We start from the raw sequence: 17,158 nt of genomic DNA, 5'->3' as shown, positions 1-17,158 counted from the left end.
AACCAAAGCGTGCATTAATACGATATAAACTAAACTTTTTTCTAATGTAGCATCAGGGGCGCACCCCCATCGTCCTCCGGCTGGGATGGTGTGGGGGATACGGATGGGGACGGCACGGGCGGTGCCATCACGGGTGCCTGTACGGGGGACATGCCCTGCGCGGGTGTGCTCTCGCTCCCCGCAGATGGAGCGGGGGATACAGGTGCAGCGGTACCGCCATCCGCAGCGGGCGGCACGGCCGGCTGCGCGGCACTCTGGGCCGCCGCTACGGCAAGCGGCGGCGGGATGGGGGCCACGACATCCCCGCTACAGGCCACAAGCTGCACATCATAAAGCGGGTTCTGGAATACGCCCGTCGCGGGTTCCGCAACCGCCATCCAGCCCTGGAATGGGGTCATGCCCTCATGCGCATCACGCACTTCCAGCCATGCTGCACTGTCGGCAGGCAGGGTAGGCGGGCGCTGGAGGCACGATGTCACATGCACCGTCAGGCTTTTATAGGTCGCGTCCTGCCCGACCGGAACGGTCAGCGTCTGGGTATGGGCGTCGAGTTTGTCAAGCACACGCACAACCGCGACTGACTGGCCCTGCCATGTATCGGCCGGATAGATGGCAGGTGCGGGCAGCCATTCAACAGCATGGGCACTGACGGGCAGGCAGGCGAGCAGCAGAACGGGCAGGCAGCGCGCAGCCGACCTCATACCTTGGGGCTCCGCAGGTTATTGACCACATCAAGCAGGATCTGGCGCATTGCGGCCTCATCCACGCCCATCAGGATGGCATCCTCGAACGCATCACGCAGGATTCCCTGAATCTCTTCATGATTTTCCTGCAATATCAGCAATTTGTCCCGACATGAGACGGGTGTGCCATCAGATTGTGGCCAGATGCGGGGCGTCGTCGCATTATCCGATGCGTCACGGCTCATGGCGCGTCTCCACCACCGGGCGGCGGCAGTTGCTGCGCGGCCTTGTCCTGCCGGTTCTTCGTCAGTGTATCGGTGACGGAAAAGATGAACTTGCTTAAAAGCTGCTCAAGGCTGATCGCGCCCTGCGTCTGGCCGATCATGCCGCCGGGGGCCAGCATCTTCTCATCCCCGCCGGGAGACAGCGCGATATACTTGCCGCCCAGCAGGCTGTCGCTGGTGATGATCGCCGCCGTATCATCGGGCAGCTTTATGTCCGGCCGCACCGTAAAGGTAACCTGCGCCGCATAGGTCTTCGGGTCGACATGTTCATCAACCACCTGCCCCACCGTAATACCGGCCAGCCGCACATCCGACCCGATGGACAGGCCATCGATATGGGCAAAACCCGCATTCAGCCGGTAGCCCGTTTCATGCGGGCGTCCCTTGTCGACAACGGCGTAAACCAGCAGCCCGGCCAGCGCCGCCAGTACGGCGAAACCGGCAAGAAGTTCCGTTGGCTGACGGCCTGCGCGCCCTGAAACAGCAGCAACCATGGTGGCTAAGCTTCCCCAATATCCGATGGGACGCACCCTAGCAGGTTACGCCACCGACTTCATCCCTCGGGGTACCATGCCTCATAATCGCTGGTGGTTGAAGCCCGCTGGCCGCCCTGCACATCGCTGCCGGGGGGATGATAGGCTTCCGGCGTGCCAGTGCGGTTGGGCTGCCACGGCTGCTGCCATGGCTGGCGCGCGCTTTCGGGCAGGGGTGCTGCCTCCATATGGTGCAGCCAGCCCCACCATTCGGGCGGAACGGCGGATGCGTCCTCCCCCTTATGGTAGATGACCCAGCGTTCATGCCGCTTTTCCCCGCCGCCAGTGCGGTTGAGGGTCCGGGCCTCATAATAACACCGGCCATCGGCGTCCCTGCCGACCAGCCGCCCCCTGAAACGGGTATAGATACGGGTGCCTAGATTTGCCATGCACGCAGCCTAATCCGCGCGTGCCCGCATGGTCCACGCGGATATGCGCACGCGCCCGTCACATCTGCGGGATCGGCCATCCGTCCACCCTGCGCAAAACACCATATGAACCCGCGCGCGTAGGGGCTGCTCCCGGTCTTCTGGCCCGGCGGATGACCCGGATTCCCGACCCCGACACCCCGGCCAGCCCCGATTTTTCACTGCTGCGGCACACCGTTTGCAGTTATCCCCCATATCCACGGTATCCAGTGGAATGTATAGTTGCGACTCCGCTCCAAACGGGTTCCGCCCGCCCTGTACGTGCCGGTAAAACAGTAGGCATGACAGCACGAAGCCACTGGAACGGCGTGCGCATGCGCACCGTCGAGGCCGCAGCCGACCCCGACGACGCCCCACGTTCCGTTACCCTGCCCGCCGACTGGGATGACACGGCAGCCGCGGCCCTTGCCCGGCTGGCCCCCGGCCACGGTCCCGCCAGCCTGCCGGTCGAGGCCGCGCGATGGATAGATGACCTGTGTCTGGGCGAAGTGTCCGGTCCAGTCATCCGGCCCGTCGCGCGCACGCTGTCGTGCCTCCTGCTCATGCGGCAGGCGGCGCCGGCGGAAAGCCTGTGGCATGGCCATCACGACCGCAGACCCGCCTTCGTGGTCAACCTTGCCGCGTTCGTGGAAGCCGATAACGGCTTCATGGCGCAGGATTTCGTCGCTGCCCTGCGGCTGCTGGCCCGCGTCCTGCGCGCGGTGTCGCAACAGAAAATCCATATGCGCAACGGCGAACTGCCCCTGCCCGAACCTGCGGGCCGCGCCACGCCGCACCTGCGGCCCGTGGCGATGCCGCAGCCGGTGGAAAGCCATGAGCGCCCGCCCACCGCCGGCACCATCCAGTTGACCAATCTCGATGCCTGCCTCGCCGGGCTGGGACTGGATTACGACAGCGAGACCGGACGGGATGCGGCCTGCAGCATCGTGGCGCTGGCAACCCTTGTCGCCCATGCGGGCGAGGGCGCTGACGCCATGCCCCTGCCGCCCGTGCGCAGCGTGCTGCCCGGTGTCAGCCAGATTGCCCGCGCCGTGTGGCAGGAAGCCGCAGTCGAGGCCGACCAGCCCGCGGCCCGGGTGGAAACCGGCTTTTCCACCCCCGGCCCGATTGATGCGCTGCTGGGTGTGGAAGCCTGTGGCCTTGCGCCGGTGTTTTCCCCGCTGCGTGCTGACGGGCGGCTGGCCATGAGCACGCTGGCCCGTCTGGCCTGCCGGGGACTGACGCTGGAAGCCGCCTTCGCGGCGACGCTGGCGGGTGAAACCGTGCTGCCGCTGCCCGGCGCCGTTTCGCATCAGGCCATGCACCGCGCGCTGAGCGGTTTTGTCGATCATGTCCCCGCCCGCCCCGACGCCACGCGCGATACGCTGGCCACCCGGTCCGGTCTGGAACGCGGCGTGCGCCGCAACCTGCCGCCGCGTCATGGGGGCTTCACCCAGAAAGCAAGCGTGGGCGGTCATCGCCTGTTCCTGCGCACGGGGGAATATGCCGACGGGTCGCTGGGTGAAATCAGCCTGACGCCCACGCGCGAAAGCCCGATGGTTCGCGGGCTTATGGACACGCTGGGTCAGGCGGTCAGCATCGGCCTGCAATATGGCGCGCCGCTGGAAAGCTATGTGGAGGCCTTTGCCTACACCCATTTCGGCCCTGCCGGCACGGTGGAGGGCGATCCGGTTGCATCCTATGCGACATCCATGCTGGACTACGCATTCCGGGCCCTGTCCGATGCCTATCTGGGTCGCAGGCTGCCCGATGCCCCGCATGAGGATATGATGGCGGACAGCCCTGCCCCCATGCTGCCGCTTGACCTGCCCGAATCCGGGCATGACGATGGTGATGACACGCCTCCCCGGCGGCGTGGGCTGCGACTGGTCGGATAAGGCTGGTCCATCCCGCCACCCTGACAGAAGGATACCCCGATGCCTGACACAACTCCCGAACAGCGCCTGAAGAACCTTGGCATTGTCCTGCCCACACCCGCCGCCCCGGTGGCGAATTACGTCGCCGCCGTACTCAGCGGTTCATCGCTGGTGGTGTCCGGGCAGCTTCCGCTGGTGGATGGCAAGCTGCTGACCACGGGCAAGCTGGGTGACAGTGTTGCGGTGGAACTGGCGGTCGAGGCCGCGCGCTACAGCATGATCAACGTGATCGCGCAGGTGAAGGCCGCCATTGGCGACCTGTCGCGCGTGCGCAGGGTTGTCCGTCTGGGCGGGTTCATCGCCTGCACGCCCGACTTCACGCAGCATGCCGCCGTCATGAATGGTGCATCCGACCTTGCGGTTGCGGTATTTGGTGATGCGGGCCGTCATGCCCGTTCCACCGTGGGGGTGCCGTCACTGCCGCTTGATTCGGCAGTGGAAGTGGAAGGACTGTTCGAAATCGCCTGATGTAAAACACATCAGACATAAGCTTAGGGAGCCTGTCATGTCCCAGATGCCCCACGCACCCGACCTGATGGTGCGTCTGTCATGACCGGCACCACAATGATCCTGCACCGCAGGATAGCCGAAATCCCGGCACGGGAATGGGACGACTGCGCGGGCGATGACAATCCCTTTGTCAGCCATGCCTTCCTGTCGGCGCTGGAAGAAAGTGGTTCCACCTCCCCCCAGACCGGCTGGCTGCCCCAGCATCTTGTCTTGCGCAACGGTGCGGGGCGACTGCTGGCAGTGGCCCCGCTCTATGCCAAAAGTCATTCCTTTGGCGAATACGTCTTTGACCAGCAATGGGCGCAGGCCTTTGCGCAGGCGGGCGGGCAGTACTATCCCAAACTGCAGGCTGCGGTTCCGTTCTCCCCCGTGCCGGGCCCGCGCCTGCTGGCGCATCCCGATGCGCCCGATGCCGACGCGCTGCGCCAGCTTGCCGCCCGCGCGCTGCGACAGGCATGCGCGGAACTGGGCCTGTCCTCCGTCCATGTCACGTTCTGCACGCAGCATGAATATGACCTGATGGGCCAGACGGGCTGGTTGCAGCGCCTTGGGGTGCAGTACCACTGGGATAACTGCGACTACACCACGTTTGACGATTTTCTGGACACGCTGGCCTCACGCAAGCGCAAGGCCATCCGCCGCGAACGGCGTGACGCCAATGCGTGCGGGCTGACGTTCCATACCTATCGCGGCCACGAAATTACCGAATCCCTGTGGCATGATTTCTATCAGTTCTACCTGTCCACCGTGGACCGTAAATGGGGCCGCGCCTATCTCCAGCCCGGTTTCTTTCCCCTGCTGTCACAACGTCTGGGCGACCGGGTGGTGCTGATGGTGGCACGACAGAACGGGGTGCCTGTGGCCGGTGCGCTCAACCTCATGGGCCGCGATACGCTGTACGGGCGTAACTGGGGACGGCTGGAAGGGGACTGGCCGTTCCTGCATTTTGAACTGTGCTATTACCGCGCCATCGACTTCGCCATCGCCACCGGACTGAAACGGGTGGAAGCGGGCGCGCAGGGCGAACACAAGCTGCAACGCGGCTACCGCCCCTGCCTGACCCATTCCGCGCACTGGATCGACCATCCCGGCCTGCGCGAAGCCGTGGCCGATTACCTGCGGCATGAACGCGCGGCGATAGAAGCGGAACTGCCCGCCCTTGATGCACTGACCCCCTACCGCGCCGATCTGTGATCGCCCGATGATGCAGGTCATGCCGCACGGACCGACGGGCATGATATAACACGTTCCTTACCAGCGCCCCCAGGGGCCGCACCGACAGCGCAAGGACCGGACCATGTACGCAATGCGACTGCTTGCCCCGCACACTCCCCTGCAATGGACCGAACTGCCCGATCCACAGCCGGGACCGGGCCAGATCCGTGTCCGGGTCGGAGCGTGTGGCGTGTGCCGCACCGACCTGCATGTCGTGGATGCGGACCTGCCCTTCCCCGGCCACGCGCTGACACCGGGACACGAGATCGTAGGGCGGATCGACGCCATCGGCCCGAATGTGGAAGGGCTGCATATGGGCCAGCGGGTCGGTATTCCGTGGCTGGGCCATACCTGTGGATGCTGCCATTACTGCGAAACCGACCATGAAAACCTGTGTGACCATCCCCTGTTTACCGGGTACACGCGCGATGGCGGCTATGCCACGATGGCGGTGGCGGACGCGCATTTCACCTTTCCCCTGCCAGACGGCGATGACGACGTGGCGACAGCGCCCCTGCTGTGCGCGGGGCTGATCGGCTGGCGGTCACTGGTCATGGCGGGGAAAGACGCGCGCAGCATCGGGCTGTACGGGTTCGGGGCCGCCGCCCATATCATCGCGCAGGTGGCGATATGGCAGGGGCGTTCGGTTTACGCCTTCACCCGCCCCGGCGATACCAGAACGCAGGAATTCGCCCGCTCGCTGGGCTGCGTATGGGCAGGTGGATCGGACGAAGCCCCGCCTGAACAGTTGGACGCCACCATCATTTTCGCCCCCGTGGGCGCGCTGGTGCCTGCGGCGCTCAAGGCCGTGCACAAGGCCGGGCGCGTGGTCTGCGCCGGTATCCATATGAGCGAGATCCCGGCCTTTTCCTACGACCTGCTGTGGGAAGAACGCCAGATCGTGTCGGTCGCCAACCTGACGCGGCAGGACGGCATCGACTTTCTGGATATTGTCCCGCGCGTGGGCATCCGTACCACAACCACGCCCTACCCCCTGCGCGAGGCCAACAGGGCGCTGGATGACCTGCGTCATGGCCGCTTTGAAGGGGCCGCCGTACTGGTGCCCTGAGCGTCCCATACCGGCGGGGCGGAATGTCCCGCCATTATTATTTCTGGCTTTTGGGACAATCATTCTTTATGCACCGGCCTTCTCCCTGACGCATGAACGGCCGGCGGCCAGTTTCCTTCCTGCGTCGCCCGTGTTCTTCATGTTTTGTCCGGATTGCCCGATACATGCCGTTTCCTGAAACCCACCCCGCCCTGCAACGCGCGCTGGACGAGCGTGGGTACGATACCCCGACTCCCGTCCAGAAAGCTGTTCTCGATGTTTCCGCCGAAGGGCGCGACCTGCTTGTTTCCGCCCAGACGGGTTCGGGCAAGACCGTCGCCTTCGGTATCGCCATGGCCGATACCCTGCTTGGCGGGGCGGATCATTTCGGCCAGGCGGGACCGCCGCTGGCTGTCATCATCGCGCCGACGCGCGAACTGGCCATGCAGGTCACACGCGAACTGACGTGGCTTTACGCCCCTGCTGGCGGCCGCATCGTATCGTGCATCGGCGGCATGGACGCACGGCGTGAAGCCCGCGCCCTGCAGCTTGGCGCGCATATCGTGGTGGGCACGCCGGGACGGCTGTGTGATCACCAGTCGCGTGGGCGTCTGGACATGTCGGCCCTGCGCGTGGTCGTGCTGGACGAAGCGGACGAGATGCTTGACCTCGGCTTCCGCGACGAGCTTGAGCAACTGCTTGACGCCATGCCCAAGACGCGGCGCACGCTGCTGTTCTCGGCCACCATCGCCAAGGAAATCGCATCGCTGGCGCGCCGTTACCAGAACGACGCGGTGCGTATCGACACCCTGTCGGGCGCCAAGCAGCATGCCGATATCGAATATCGCGCCATCGTGGCCGACGCGCGGGAACTGATCCCCGCCGTGGTCAACGTGCTGCGTTATACCGACAGCCAGACCACCATGGTCTTCTGCGCCACGCGTGAAATGGTCCGCCATATGCAGGCAGCACTGGTGGAACGCGGCTTCTCCTCCGTCGCCCTGTCGGGTGAACTGGGGCAGAACGAGCGTACCCGCGCCATCGACAGCCTGCGCAAGGGTCAGGCCAATGTCTGCGTTGCAACCGACGTCGCGGCCCGTGGCATCGACATCCCGGCGCTGGCGCTGGTGGTCCATGCGACCCTGCCGACCGATCCGGCCACGCTGCTGCACCGTTCGGGCCGTACGGGCCGTGCGGGCCGCAAGGGCGTATGCGTGCTGATGGTTCCCATGTCACAGCGCCGCCGTGCCGAGCGGCTGATGCAGGGTGCAAAGATCACCGCCACATGGTCCGGCGTGCCCACGGCTGCGGAAATCCGCGCCAATGACGCCAGGCGCCTGCTGGCCGATCCCGCCCTGGAGCAGGATGTGAGCGAAGCGGATGCGGAACTGGTGGGCCAGCTTGTCGAAGGCCGCAGCAAGGAGCAGCTTGCCGCCGCCCTGCTGCAGATGTATCGCGCCCGGCTTCCGGCAGCGGAAAACGTGCGCCACATCACGCCCGAAGCACCGCGCCCCGTCCGTGAAGGTGCCGCCCGTCCGCCGCGTGAAAATTATGAGAGCCGTGAACCCGGCGCATGGTTTGCCATGAGTGTCGGCCGTCAGGACAAGGCCGACCCGAAGTGGCTGATCCCCCTGATCTGCCGCCTTGGTGGTGTGCGCAAGGCGGATATTGGCGCCATCCGCATCAACGATACCCAGACCCTGTTCGAGATCACGCCGGAATCGACGGACAAGTTCCGTTCCTGCATTGCCTCGATCGAAAATGACGAAGTGCAGATCACCGACGCCACGGCTCCCGCAGGTGGCCCGGCGCGCCGGAGCGGTCCGCCGCGTGGTGGCCGTCCGTTCGCCCGCAAGCCCGGTGGCGGCGGCCGTCCCGGTGGCTTTGGTGGCCCGCCGCGCAGTGGTGCTTCCTCACGCAAGCGTCCGCGCACCTGAAGGTTGCGGGCAACCGCATCCACAACTGAGCGTTTCATTCATGCCCGGCATTTCATGTCGGGCATGTTTTTTACAGACTCAGGAAACAGGTTTGCCCGTGCTGGATATCCGTCGTTCCCTTCTTTCCCTGACTTCCCTCCTTGCCCTGTGCGCCGTCACCAACAGACCGGCACATGCGGCCCCCGATACGGCGCTGGAGCAGGAACTTGCTGCTGCGACCGGACATTACGCCGCCGACAGCAACCTGCTGGGCACTGGTCCGCTGGCTGATATCCTGAAGCAGGAACTGGGCGCGCAGTATGGCAGCTTCATCCAGAACATGCAGGTCGCAGGCCCCCTGACCGCCGCGGACGATGTCCTGTTCATGACGGGAAACAAACCCCATGAAGGAGGCAGCAGTATCGCATGGCTGGTTCTGGACCGCTCGGGCCGCGACATGACCGCGGGCATTCTCAACCCCGGCCAGCTTTCGCTTTACACGACGGGCACGACCCCCGTTACCAAACCGGCTGATGTGCGCACATTGCTGGAAAACCAGAACATGGCCCCACCGCTGTGCAACCAGCCACAGGATCTGGCGCAGGGTGCAAGGCTGGAATGGCGCGCCACGCTGGAACACGGCGCAACCTGCGTATACCGTCTTGGGCTGCATCGGGGGGAACAGATGACGGCCCGGCTGAAATCGCATCATGACGATCTGAGCCTGCGCGTGATGGACCCCCATATCGAACCGGCGGCCAACAAACTGTCATGGACGGTGCCGCAGGACGATCTGTATCTGGTGCAGGTGACGCTGCGCCCCGGCGCCACGGTGCAGAAGGCCCAGCCCTACCGGCTGACCATCACCGCCCGGTAACGCGAGGGATTTCAGCCCCCCGAAAACAGAAGGCCCATGCCGCCATGGCATGGGCCTTCGTGGTTACTGGCCGTTACCGCCCAGGAAGTTGTTCACATCCGAACCTGTCTGGTTCTTCAGCGTATTCCAGCGCTGTTTTTCCTCGCTGCCTGCATTGCGCAGGGAATCCAGCCGGTTTTTCGGCGCATTGCGAATCGCATCCAGACGGTCACGACCGTTCTGGATCTTCTGATCAACGCGACTGCGTTCATCCGTCAGGTTCTGTGCCTCGCTATCGCGGGCCTTCTGCCACTTGCCCACCGTATTGTCGCGCAGGCTGTTGACCTTGTCGTCATAGCCCTGACGCAGGTTCTGCTGGCCGTTCTTCAGCGCCTGCTCACGATCCTGCACGCTCTGGTTGACGGAGTTGTTGTAGGACTGAACGCGATTGTTGGCGCAGTTCTCAGCCTGCGCCGCGCGGCCCAGCACATCCCATTTGGAAGTGTTCTGTCCGCTGCCGCAATCCGCCGCCATCGCACCGACAGAGCCGCCAAATGTGACGCCCGCGATGGACAGGGCAAGAATATATTCCCGAATTCTCATAAACACAGCCTTGAAAATTGATTACTACATGAACATCGCCAAAAGATGCACCATATCGTGGTCAGAAATATGACAATGCACTTTCTTTCTGAAAGAATATGATAATCCATTCCTGAAAACGTAGAGCACACAGCACATGCCACCCTCCACACAGGCGCAGACGATACCGGTCTATATACCGTCTCCCATAATGGACAGCCCTGAGCTTTCCCGGTAATTGACACGCCCGGAACCCTACCTGACCATGTGTAAATCCCAGGTTACCCGCCCCATGACATGGCGGCGTGACCATCCGCCCCGTTGTCGGTCCCTGCCCATGTGGAATGAACCCTATCTTGAGACCTGCTGCCGTTCCGCCCTGCACCGGCTGAAACTGAGCGGACCTGACGGCCGTCCGCAGGACCAGCGCGATGAACCCTGCCTGCGTCGGCTGGAACGTATGGGACTGGCCCGGTTGAACGATGGGCAGCGCTTCACCCTGACGGAACAGGGACAGGCCCGGCACCGGACCGAAATACTGAAACTGCCGACATGATCAGCCATGCCGATATCTGGCGCGCCATAGACCGGCTGGCCGCCGAACGCGGGCTGACCCCCTCCGGCCTGGCCCGCGCGGCGGGTCTGGACAGCACCACGTTCAACCCTTCCAAACGCATCACGCCGGCGGGTCGCCCGCGCTGGCCCGGTACGGAAAGCCTGGCGCGCATCCTGTCGGCCACGGGCATTTCGTTTGAGGGATTCAGCCGCCTGCTTCTGGGGCAGAATGATCTGGAAACGGGGGGCAAGGCCCATCATTCACACCTGAAAATCGTCTCGTTTTCCCAACTGGCCCATCCTGAACTGTTTGACGAAACCGGCCTGCCGGAAGGGGATATATGGGAAAAATGGGATTTTCATGGCACGGCGGACCATCATTCCTATGCCGTGCATCTGGACTGCGATTCCATGGAGCCCATCTTCCGCAAGGGTGGCACACTCATCATTTCCCCCACCGCCGCGATCCGCGTTTCCGACCGTGTGCTTCTGCATACGCCACAGGGGGCACCATGCTGCGGCATGGTTACCGAACGGTGGCATGACATGCCTGCCACGGCCCCCCTTCACGAACTGGTGCGCATTCAGGGGCTGGCCGCAATGATGGGCGAGGAAATCGTTCTGGACGGGACAACCCGTGTCCACCGCATCACCATGGCGTGCATGTAGGGCGGTTTCAGAAAAGAGCGACCGGCAACTGTGGATGCCGCAGGGAAACGGGGAATCGGGGCGCTGGAACCCATGGCACAAAGCCCGCAGCCAGCAGGCCCGAAGTGCTGCGGCGCCCGATCCGGCCACCCCGTGGAACCGGGGCGGCGCGTCTGCCGGTGCCTGTGATATTTTCCGCATTACCGGAACAGGTAGCGGCTGACTTTCCCGCAATTTTACACTATGTCTCGCCCATGACCGACACGCCCCTCTCCCTTATCCGCAATTTCTCGATCATCGCGCATATCGACCATGGGAAATCCACCCTGGCCGACCGCCTGATCCAGGCATGCGGTGCGCTGACACAGCGGGAAATGACCAATCAGGTTCTGGACAATATGGATCTGGAACGTGAACGTGGCATCACCATCAAGGCGCAGACCGTACGCCTGTCCTATCCGGCGCAGGACGGCAAGACCTATGTGCTGAACCTTATGGACACGCCGGGCCATGTTGACTTCGCGTATGAGGTCAGCCGCTCGCTGGCCGCGTGCGAGGGGTCGCTGCTGGTGGTCGATGCCTCGCAGGGGGTGGAGGCGCAGACACTGGCCAATGTGTATCAGGCCATCGACGCCAATCATGAAATCGTGCCGGTCCTCAACAAGGTTGACCTGCCTGCCGCCGACTGCGACCGGGTCAAGGAGCAGATCGAGGAAGTGATCGGCATTCCCGCCGATGACGCTGTCGAGGTCTCGGCCAAGACCGGCCTGAATATCGAAGCCGTTCTGGAAGCGCTGGTCAAGCGCCTGCCACCGCCCAAGGGCGATGCCAGCGCGCCGTTGCAGGCCCTGCTGGTCGATAGCTGGTACGACCCGTATCTGGGCGTCATCACGCTGGTACGCGTGAAGGAAGGACGCCTCAAGCGCGGCATGCGCATCCGCATGATGTCCACCGGCGTGGTCCATCTGGTTGATCAGGTGGGTGTGTTCGCCCCGCGCATGACCAATGTGGACGAACTCGGCCCCGGCGAGATCGGCTACATCAACGCCGCGATCAAGACCGTGGCCGACACCAACGTGGGCGACACCCTTACCGACGACCGTCGTCCGGCCAGTGAACCGCTGGCGGGGTTCAAGCCTTCCATCCCCGTGGTCTGGTGCGGCCTGTATCCCGTGGTGGCCGATGATTTTGAAAAGCTGCGCGACAGTCTGGCCAAGCTCCGGCTCAATGACGCCTCGTTCCACTATGAGGCCGAGACATCCGCGGCCCTTGGCTTCGGCTTCCGCTGCGGCTTCCTTGGCCTGCTGCATCTTGAAATCATTCAGGAGCGCCTGAGCCGGGAATTCGATCTCGACCTGATCGCAACGGCCCCGTCGGTTGTCTACCGCATGCTGCTGACCAACGGCACGACGGAAGAACTGCACAACCCCGCCGACATGCCCGATCAGTCCCTGATCGAGAAGATAGAAGAACCCTGGATCAGGGCCACCATCATGGTGCCGGATGAATATCTGGGCGCCGTGCTGACCCTGTGCAGCGAACGCCGTGGCATGCAGGAAGACCTGACCTATGTCGGCAACCGCGCCATGGCGGTCTACCGCCTGCCGCTGAACGAGGTCGTGTTCGACTTCTACGACCGCCTGAAATCGGTTACGCGCGGTTACGCCAGCTTCGATTACCAGATGGACGGATATGAGGAGAGCGACCTTGTGCGTATCTCCATCCTCGTCAATCAGGAACCAGTGGATGCACTGTCGTTCATCGCCCACCGCTCGGCTGCGGAAACACGCGGGCGTTCCATCTGCGCCAAACTCAAGGAACTGATCCCCCGCCAGTTGTTCAAGATTGCGGTGCAGGCCGCGATCGGCAGCCGCATCATCGCGCGTGAGACGATTGGCGCCATGTCTAAGGATGTGACCGCCAAATGTTATGGTGGCGATATTTCACGTAAGCGCAAGCTGCTGGAAAAGCAGAAGGAAGGCAAGAAGCGCATGCGCCAGTTCGGCAAGGTCGAAATCCCGCAGAGCGCCTTCCTCGCTGCCCTGAAGATGGATCAGTAACCAGCCACCCCGTAACGTGCATGGCGGAGCATGAGCATGCTGTTTTCCTCTTGCGCGCAGGAAAATTGGTGATATGTTCCGCACGCATCGGACAGGGCCACCCGACAGGATGGTCCGATCCCGATAACGGCTGGAGAGATGGCCGAGCGGCTTAAGGCGCACGCTTGGAAAGCGTGTGTACGTTAATAGCGTACCGTGGGTTCGAATCCCACTCTCTCCGCCATACAGATTTCCCCATAAAATCACGGCATATCGCATCGCGTGCCCCGTTTGGGTGTGGCTGCATGGCATCATCCACTGATGTCGTGCCCGGGCCGCCTTCATGCTGATCTGTGCATACTGCGCGAATTATCCGCTTCATTGTTCGGGATGGCGCACCAACCGGTTTGCGCCCATCACAGCCCGGAACACCGTGGCAGAAGTAATCCTGCCGGTCATGTGCGTGGATTACTTCCATTCATCCTTATCAGGACATGAAAATCAGAATGACCGACTGGCTGCATGTATTAAAGGCCAACGGGATGACATTTTCAGGCAAGGCTGAATTAATCAATTTTCAACGGTATACCCTTACGGAAAGCGGATAAAGAGCGACTCGGTCAGCCGGCCAGATGCAGCAGGCACCTGATCCCGCTGTCACAACAGGTCCTCACGGATGCAGATACAGGCACAGGAAGCGGCCTGTGGCCAAAGACATAATAACCCCGGTCGACAACACTGATGAATAACAGTGAATGACGCCATAACGGTGTGTGGTGGTCGACGGATTATTCCATTCCCGATAACATGGACATAATCGGGAAACAGATGATCTTTCATCCTATCGCAGGGAAAATGGCTTGCGGATCATCGGTTGAGAAGCCTATCAGGCACCATGGCAGGGCCAGACCGGCAGGGAAGTATAAAAATCGTTGGAAAATAGTGATTTAAACGAAAAAAGAGGGGCATCTTCCCGCAGAATCGCCGTTGTAACAGGGGCAACCGGGGGGATCGGGCAGGCCCTTGTACGCGACATGACCCAACGCGGTTACACGGTCATCATCCTGTCGCGGCAGTCTCTGCCACAGATGCCCGGCGTTTCGACGGTGCGATGCGACCTGACCGATATGGACAGCGTCCGTCAAGCTGCCGCCGACATTCTCGGGCAGGCACCGCAGATAGACATTCTTGTTCATTGCGCCGGTATCATTACGCCACAGCCCGTAGGCCAGTTGGACAGCGTGACAGTGGCCAGCCAGATTGCGGTTGACCTGAGCGCTCCGATCGAACTGACCAATGCCCTGCTTCCCGCCATGGGGGCCGGGGGGCATATCGTGTTCGTCAATTCGATGGCGGCTGTCTTTCCACTGGCTGGCAGCAGCGTCTATACCGCCGCCAAATTCGGCCTGCGTGGCTTTGCCCGGGCGCTGGAGCAGGAACTGCGGCCACGGCGCATCCGCGTCTCGTCAATCTATCCCGCCAGCGTCAACACCCCCATGCTCAAACGGGAAATGGAGACAGGCGGGTCGATGTACAACTTTATCGACCCGCCGCTGGAGCCCGAGGTCATCGCCCGGCGGATACTGAAATGCTGTGAGTCCGCCAGCCGCGAAACCTTCAGTTCCGTATTCGACAAGCTGTTCACCCATGCCTGCCTGCTATCCATGCCGCTGCTCAACCTCAGCCTGCCGATCATGAAAATGCTCGCCCGCCGGGGCTACCGCGCCCATCAGCGCCGGGATTCCTCACGTTCCTGATTCTTCACGGCGGAACATTCAGGAATGTTCCCCGTGAAACAATACTTCAGGCTTTTTCCAGCAGTTCACGGGCCAGTTCGTTATGACGCCGGGCCAGCGCGACCGGATCATGCCCCGTAAACTGTCCGTCACGGATCAGTACGCGCCCGTTGACAATGCTGCATGCAACGCGCCGTGGCGTACAGAAAACCAGTGCTGCCACCGGGTCCGACTGCGCGCCCGCATGGTCGATCCCGCGCAGGTCGAATGCCACGATATCGGCCGCCATGCCGGGGGCCAGATACCCGATATCATCGCGCCCCAGCACGGCGGCCCCACCGCGCGTAGCCAGTTCCAGCACTTCACGCGCACGCATCATCGGCTGATTGTCGGGGGTTTCCAGCAGGCGGCCCAGCAGCATGGCCTGACGGGCCTCACCCAGCATATGACTGCCATCATTGGAGGCGGAGCCATCCACCCCCAGACCGACCCGCATGCCCGCCGCAACCATCTTCCGCACCGGGGCAATACCCGACCCAAGCCGCATGTTGGAACACGGGCAATGGGCCATGCCCGTATGCGTCGCGCCAAAGCGGGCAATACCCGCGCTGTCCAGTTGCACGCAGTGGGCGTGCCATACATCCGCGCCGATCCATCCCGTATCCTCGGCATATTCAGCGGGGGTCATGTTGAATTTTTCACGGCTATAGGCGATGTCGCTGGCGTTTTCAGCCAGATGGGTATGCAACATCGTGCCGGTGGCGCGCGCCAGGGACGCCGCGTTGCGCATAAGGTCACGGCTGACCGAAAACGGGGAACAGGGCGCCACCGCGACCCGCTGCATCGCAAGCGGCGCGGGGTCATGATAGGTTTCAATCACACGCTGGGTATCGGCCAGAATCGCGTCCTCATCCTCCACCACACGATCGGGAGGAAGGCCGCCCTGACTTTCACCCACGCTCATCGCCCCACGGGCGGCGTGAAAGCGCATGCCCATCAGTTGCGCGGCTTCGATTTCATCATCAAGACGCGCGCCATTGGGGAACAGGTAAAGGTGATCGCTGCTGGTCGTGCAGCCTGACCACAACAGTTCCGTCATGGCGGTACAAGCCGAAACCCGGATCATTTCCGGCGTCAGCCCCGCCCAGATGGGATAGAGCGCCTGCAGCCACCCGAACAGGGAGGCATCCTGCGCCGCCGGAATGACGCGCGTAAGGGTCTGGTACATGTGGTGGTGGGTATTGACCATGCCCGGCATCACCACATGGCCGGTCATGTCCATGACCTCATCAGCGGGGGGCAGCGGGTCCGCCGGAGTGCCGATTGCAGCAATCTGCCGGTCGCGCACCAGCACCCAGCCCCCTTCGATCTCGCGCCTGTCCGCGTCCATTGTCACCAGACGCAGCGTATTCCTGAGCAAAAGAGTGCGGGCCATGCATTACCACCGTAAACAAACATAGAAACATGCCGCTTATGCAGGTTTTTCGGTGGGCTGCCTATATGGGACCGAAACGAACCGGTATCCATCTTCCTTTTTACAGGCCGTCCAATAGCATTTACGGGTAAAATATCCCGTGCGTCTTCATCCCGAATGACAAAAGGAAACCGTGATCATGTCACTCTCCCCTACCCCACTTCATGCCGATCCGCTGGAATGGGGACATGGCCCCAGGGTTTTTGAAGTTTTTCTGGAACCAACCTGCCCGTTTTCGGTCCGCGCCTTCAACAAGCTCGACGAACTGCTGACCAGGGCGACAGCCGAACGCATCACCATCAGGATCCGGCTTCAGTCCCAGCCGTGGCATATGTTTTCAGGCGTGATCGTGCGCTGCATTCTGGCGGCATCGACACTGGAAGGTGGCCGGGAAACGGCGCGCGCGGTCATGGCGGCAGTTGGCGCGCACCGGGAAGAATTCGAATTCACCGATCACTGCGCCGGTCCCAATATGGATGCCACCCCCAACGACATCATCCGTCGCATCGAGAAATACAGTGGCGTTGCACTGGCGCAGGCATTTGCCCGGCCCGAACTGCAGAAAGTCATAAAATGGCAGTGCAGATATTCCCGCCAGAATGGTATCCACGTCTCACCCACCTTCATGGTCGACGGGCTGATCGACCCCGCAATCAGCAGTGGCGACAGCGTCGAATCATGGATGGAACGCATCTTCGCGTGATGGGCTGCCGTCTGTCCTGACTGCCAATCCGG

General features: G+C 62.6%; 18 protein-coding genes and 1 tRNA gene. 13 read left to right on the top strand and 6 right to left on the bottom strand.

Features of this window, described 5'->3' with window-relative positions; all coding sequences use genetic code 11:
- Positions 1 to 41: 41 nt before the first annotated feature.
- From ACBR42_RS09790 to ACBR42_RS09775, 4 genes are read right to left on the bottom strand one after another with little or no spacing between them, the layout of a single operon-like run.
- The gene (locus ACBR42_RS09790) at positions 42 to 701 is read right to left on the bottom strand and encodes a DUF2155 domain-containing protein (RefSeq protein WP_118962540.1); all 660 of its coding nucleotides are present in this window, start codon (positions 699 to 701) and stop codon (positions 42 to 44) included.
- Positions 698 to 928, bottom strand: coding sequence for a hypothetical protein (locus tag ACBR42_RS09785; RefSeq protein WP_102325223.1), 231 nt, complete (start codon positions 926 to 928; stop codon positions 698 to 700). Before ACBR42_RS09785 ends, ACBR42_RS09790 begins: the two co-directional genes overlap by 4 nt.
- Positions 925 to 1,461 (bottom strand): outer membrane lipid asymmetry maintenance protein MlaD, encoded by a 537-nt coding sequence (gene mlaD / locus ACBR42_RS09780; protein ID WP_102325222.1) that lies wholly within the window; start codon positions 1,459 to 1,461, stop codon positions 925 to 927. The genes ACBR42_RS09785 and mlaD overlap by 4 nt, the downstream gene beginning before the upstream one ends.
- A 59-nt stretch (positions 1,462 to 1,520) precedes the next feature.
- Positions 1,521 to 1,889 carry an NADH-ubiquinone oxidoreductase subunit NDUFA12 family protein gene (locus ACBR42_RS09775; RefSeq protein ID WP_102325221.1) on the bottom strand — a complete coding sequence of 123 codons (369 nt, stop codon included), beginning with the start codon at positions 1,887 to 1,889 and terminating at the stop codon, positions 1,521 to 1,523.
- 320 nt (positions 1,890 to 2,209) lie between these two features.
- On the opposite strand from ACBR42_RS09775, the gene ACBR42_RS09770 reads away from it, so the two are divergent.
- The 6 genes from ACBR42_RS09770 to ACBR42_RS09745 all read left to right on the top strand — a co-directional run bounded on the left by ACBR42_RS09770 (position 2,210) and on the right by ACBR42_RS09745 (position 9,410).
- The gene (locus ACBR42_RS09770; RefSeq protein ID WP_371207856.1) at positions 2,210 to 3,805 is read left to right on the top strand and encodes a vitamin B12-dependent ribonucleotide reductase; all 1,596 of its coding nucleotides are present in this window, start codon (positions 2,210 to 2,212) and stop codon (positions 3,803 to 3,805) included.
- Positions 3,806 to 3,844: 39 nt separating this feature from the next.
- Positions 3,845 to 4,312, top strand: a complete 468-nt coding sequence (locus ACBR42_RS09765; RefSeq protein ID WP_102325219.1) for a RidA family protein — start codon at positions 3,845 to 3,847, stop codon at positions 4,310 to 4,312.
- An 81-nt stretch (positions 4,313 to 4,393) separates the two neighbouring features.
- Positions 4,394 to 5,548 (top strand): GNAT family N-acetyltransferase, encoded by a 1,155-nt coding sequence (locus ACBR42_RS09760; RefSeq protein WP_371207855.1) that lies wholly within the window; start codon positions 4,394 to 4,396, stop codon positions 5,546 to 5,548.
- Positions 5,549 to 5,651: 103 nt separating this feature from the next.
- On the top strand, positions 5,652 to 6,638 hold the full coding sequence (locus ACBR42_RS09755; protein ID WP_102325218.1) for a zinc-dependent alcohol dehydrogenase family protein: 987 nt from the start codon (positions 5,652 to 5,654) through the stop codon (positions 6,636 to 6,638).
- A gap of 164 nt (positions 6,639 to 6,802) precedes the next feature.
- A complete protein-coding gene (locus ACBR42_RS09750; RefSeq protein ID WP_102325217.1) occupies positions 6,803 to 8,554 on the top strand; it encodes a DEAD/DEAH box helicase in 1,752 nt (583 codons plus the stop codon).
- A 97-nt stretch (positions 8,555 to 8,651) separates the two neighbouring features.
- Positions 8,652 to 9,410, top strand: coding sequence for a hypothetical protein (locus ACBR42_RS09745; RefSeq protein ID WP_371207854.1), 759 nt, complete (start codon positions 8,652 to 8,654; stop codon positions 9,408 to 9,410).
- A 63-nt stretch (positions 9,411 to 9,473) separates the two neighbouring features.
- On the opposite strand, the gene ACBR42_RS09740 is transcribed toward ACBR42_RS09745, so the two are convergent.
- Positions 9,474 to 9,992, bottom strand: coding sequence for a hypothetical protein (locus ACBR42_RS09740; protein WP_102325216.1), 519 nt, complete (start codon positions 9,990 to 9,992; stop codon positions 9,474 to 9,476).
- Between the two features lie 316 nt (positions 9,993 to 10,308).
- Here ACBR42_RS09740 and ACBR42_RS09735 point away from each other — a divergent pair, with 316 nt between their 5' ends.
- The 6 genes from ACBR42_RS09735 to ACBR42_RS09710 all read left to right on the top strand — a co-directional run bounded on the left by ACBR42_RS09735 (position 10,309) and on the right by ACBR42_RS09710 (position 14,970).
- Positions 10,309 to 10,527: a hypothetical protein gene (locus ACBR42_RS09735; RefSeq protein ID WP_102325317.1), complete on the top strand. Its 219-nt coding sequence runs from the start codon at positions 10,309 to 10,311 to the stop codon at positions 10,525 to 10,527.
- Complete coding sequence (locus tag ACBR42_RS09730) at positions 10,524 to 11,195, top strand: helix-turn-helix transcriptional regulator (RefSeq protein WP_102325215.1); 672 nt, start codon at positions 10,524 to 10,526, stop codon at positions 11,193 to 11,195. Before ACBR42_RS09735 ends, ACBR42_RS09730 begins: the two co-directional genes overlap by 4 nt.
- A gap of 34 nt (positions 11,196 to 11,229) precedes the next feature.
- Positions 11,230 to 11,397 (top strand): hypothetical protein, encoded by a 168-nt coding sequence (locus ACBR42_RS09725; RefSeq protein ID WP_371207853.1) that lies wholly within the window; start codon positions 11,230 to 11,232, stop codon positions 11,395 to 11,397.
- Between the two features lie 31 nt (positions 11,398 to 11,428).
- The gene (gene lepA, locus ACBR42_RS09720) at positions 11,429 to 13,234 is read left to right on the top strand and encodes a translation elongation factor 4 (protein WP_102325214.1); all 1,806 of its coding nucleotides are present in this window, start codon (positions 11,429 to 11,431) and stop codon (positions 13,232 to 13,234) included.
- A gap of 132 nt (positions 13,235 to 13,366) precedes the next feature.
- Positions 13,367 to 13,457: transfer RNA gene (locus ACBR42_RS09715), tRNA-Ser, on the top strand.
- 688 nt (positions 13,458 to 14,145) lie between these two features.
- Positions 14,146 to 14,970 carry an SDR family oxidoreductase gene (locus ACBR42_RS09710; RefSeq protein WP_102325212.1) on the top strand — a complete coding sequence of 275 codons (825 nt, stop codon included), beginning with the start codon at positions 14,146 to 14,148 and terminating at the stop codon, positions 14,968 to 14,970.
- 46 nt (positions 14,971 to 15,016) lie between these two features.
- Here the strand turns inward: ACBR42_RS09710 and ACBR42_RS09705 are convergent, their stop codons facing one another.
- Positions 15,017 to 16,384 carry an 8-oxoguanine deaminase gene (locus tag ACBR42_RS09705; protein ID WP_371207852.1) on the bottom strand — a complete coding sequence of 456 codons (1,368 nt, stop codon included), beginning with the start codon at positions 16,382 to 16,384 and terminating at the stop codon, positions 15,017 to 15,019.
- A 178-nt stretch (positions 16,385 to 16,562) separates the two neighbouring features.
- On the opposite strand from ACBR42_RS09705, the gene ACBR42_RS09700 reads away from it, so the two are divergent.
- A complete protein-coding gene (locus ACBR42_RS09700; protein ID WP_102325210.1) occupies positions 16,563 to 17,126 on the top strand; it encodes a thioredoxin in 564 nt (187 codons plus the stop codon).
- The last annotated feature ends 32 nt before the right edge of the window (positions 17,127 to 17,158 follow it).

The sequence above is a fragment of the Komagataeibacter sp. SM21 genome, from assembly GCF_041402665.1.
GTDB lineage: Bacteria > Pseudomonadota > Alphaproteobacteria > Acetobacterales > Acetobacteraceae > Komagataeibacter > Komagataeibacter saccharivorans.
The sequence above is the reverse complement of the archived record's forward strand: the minus strand, read 5'-3'. Positions and strand labels throughout refer to the sequence as shown.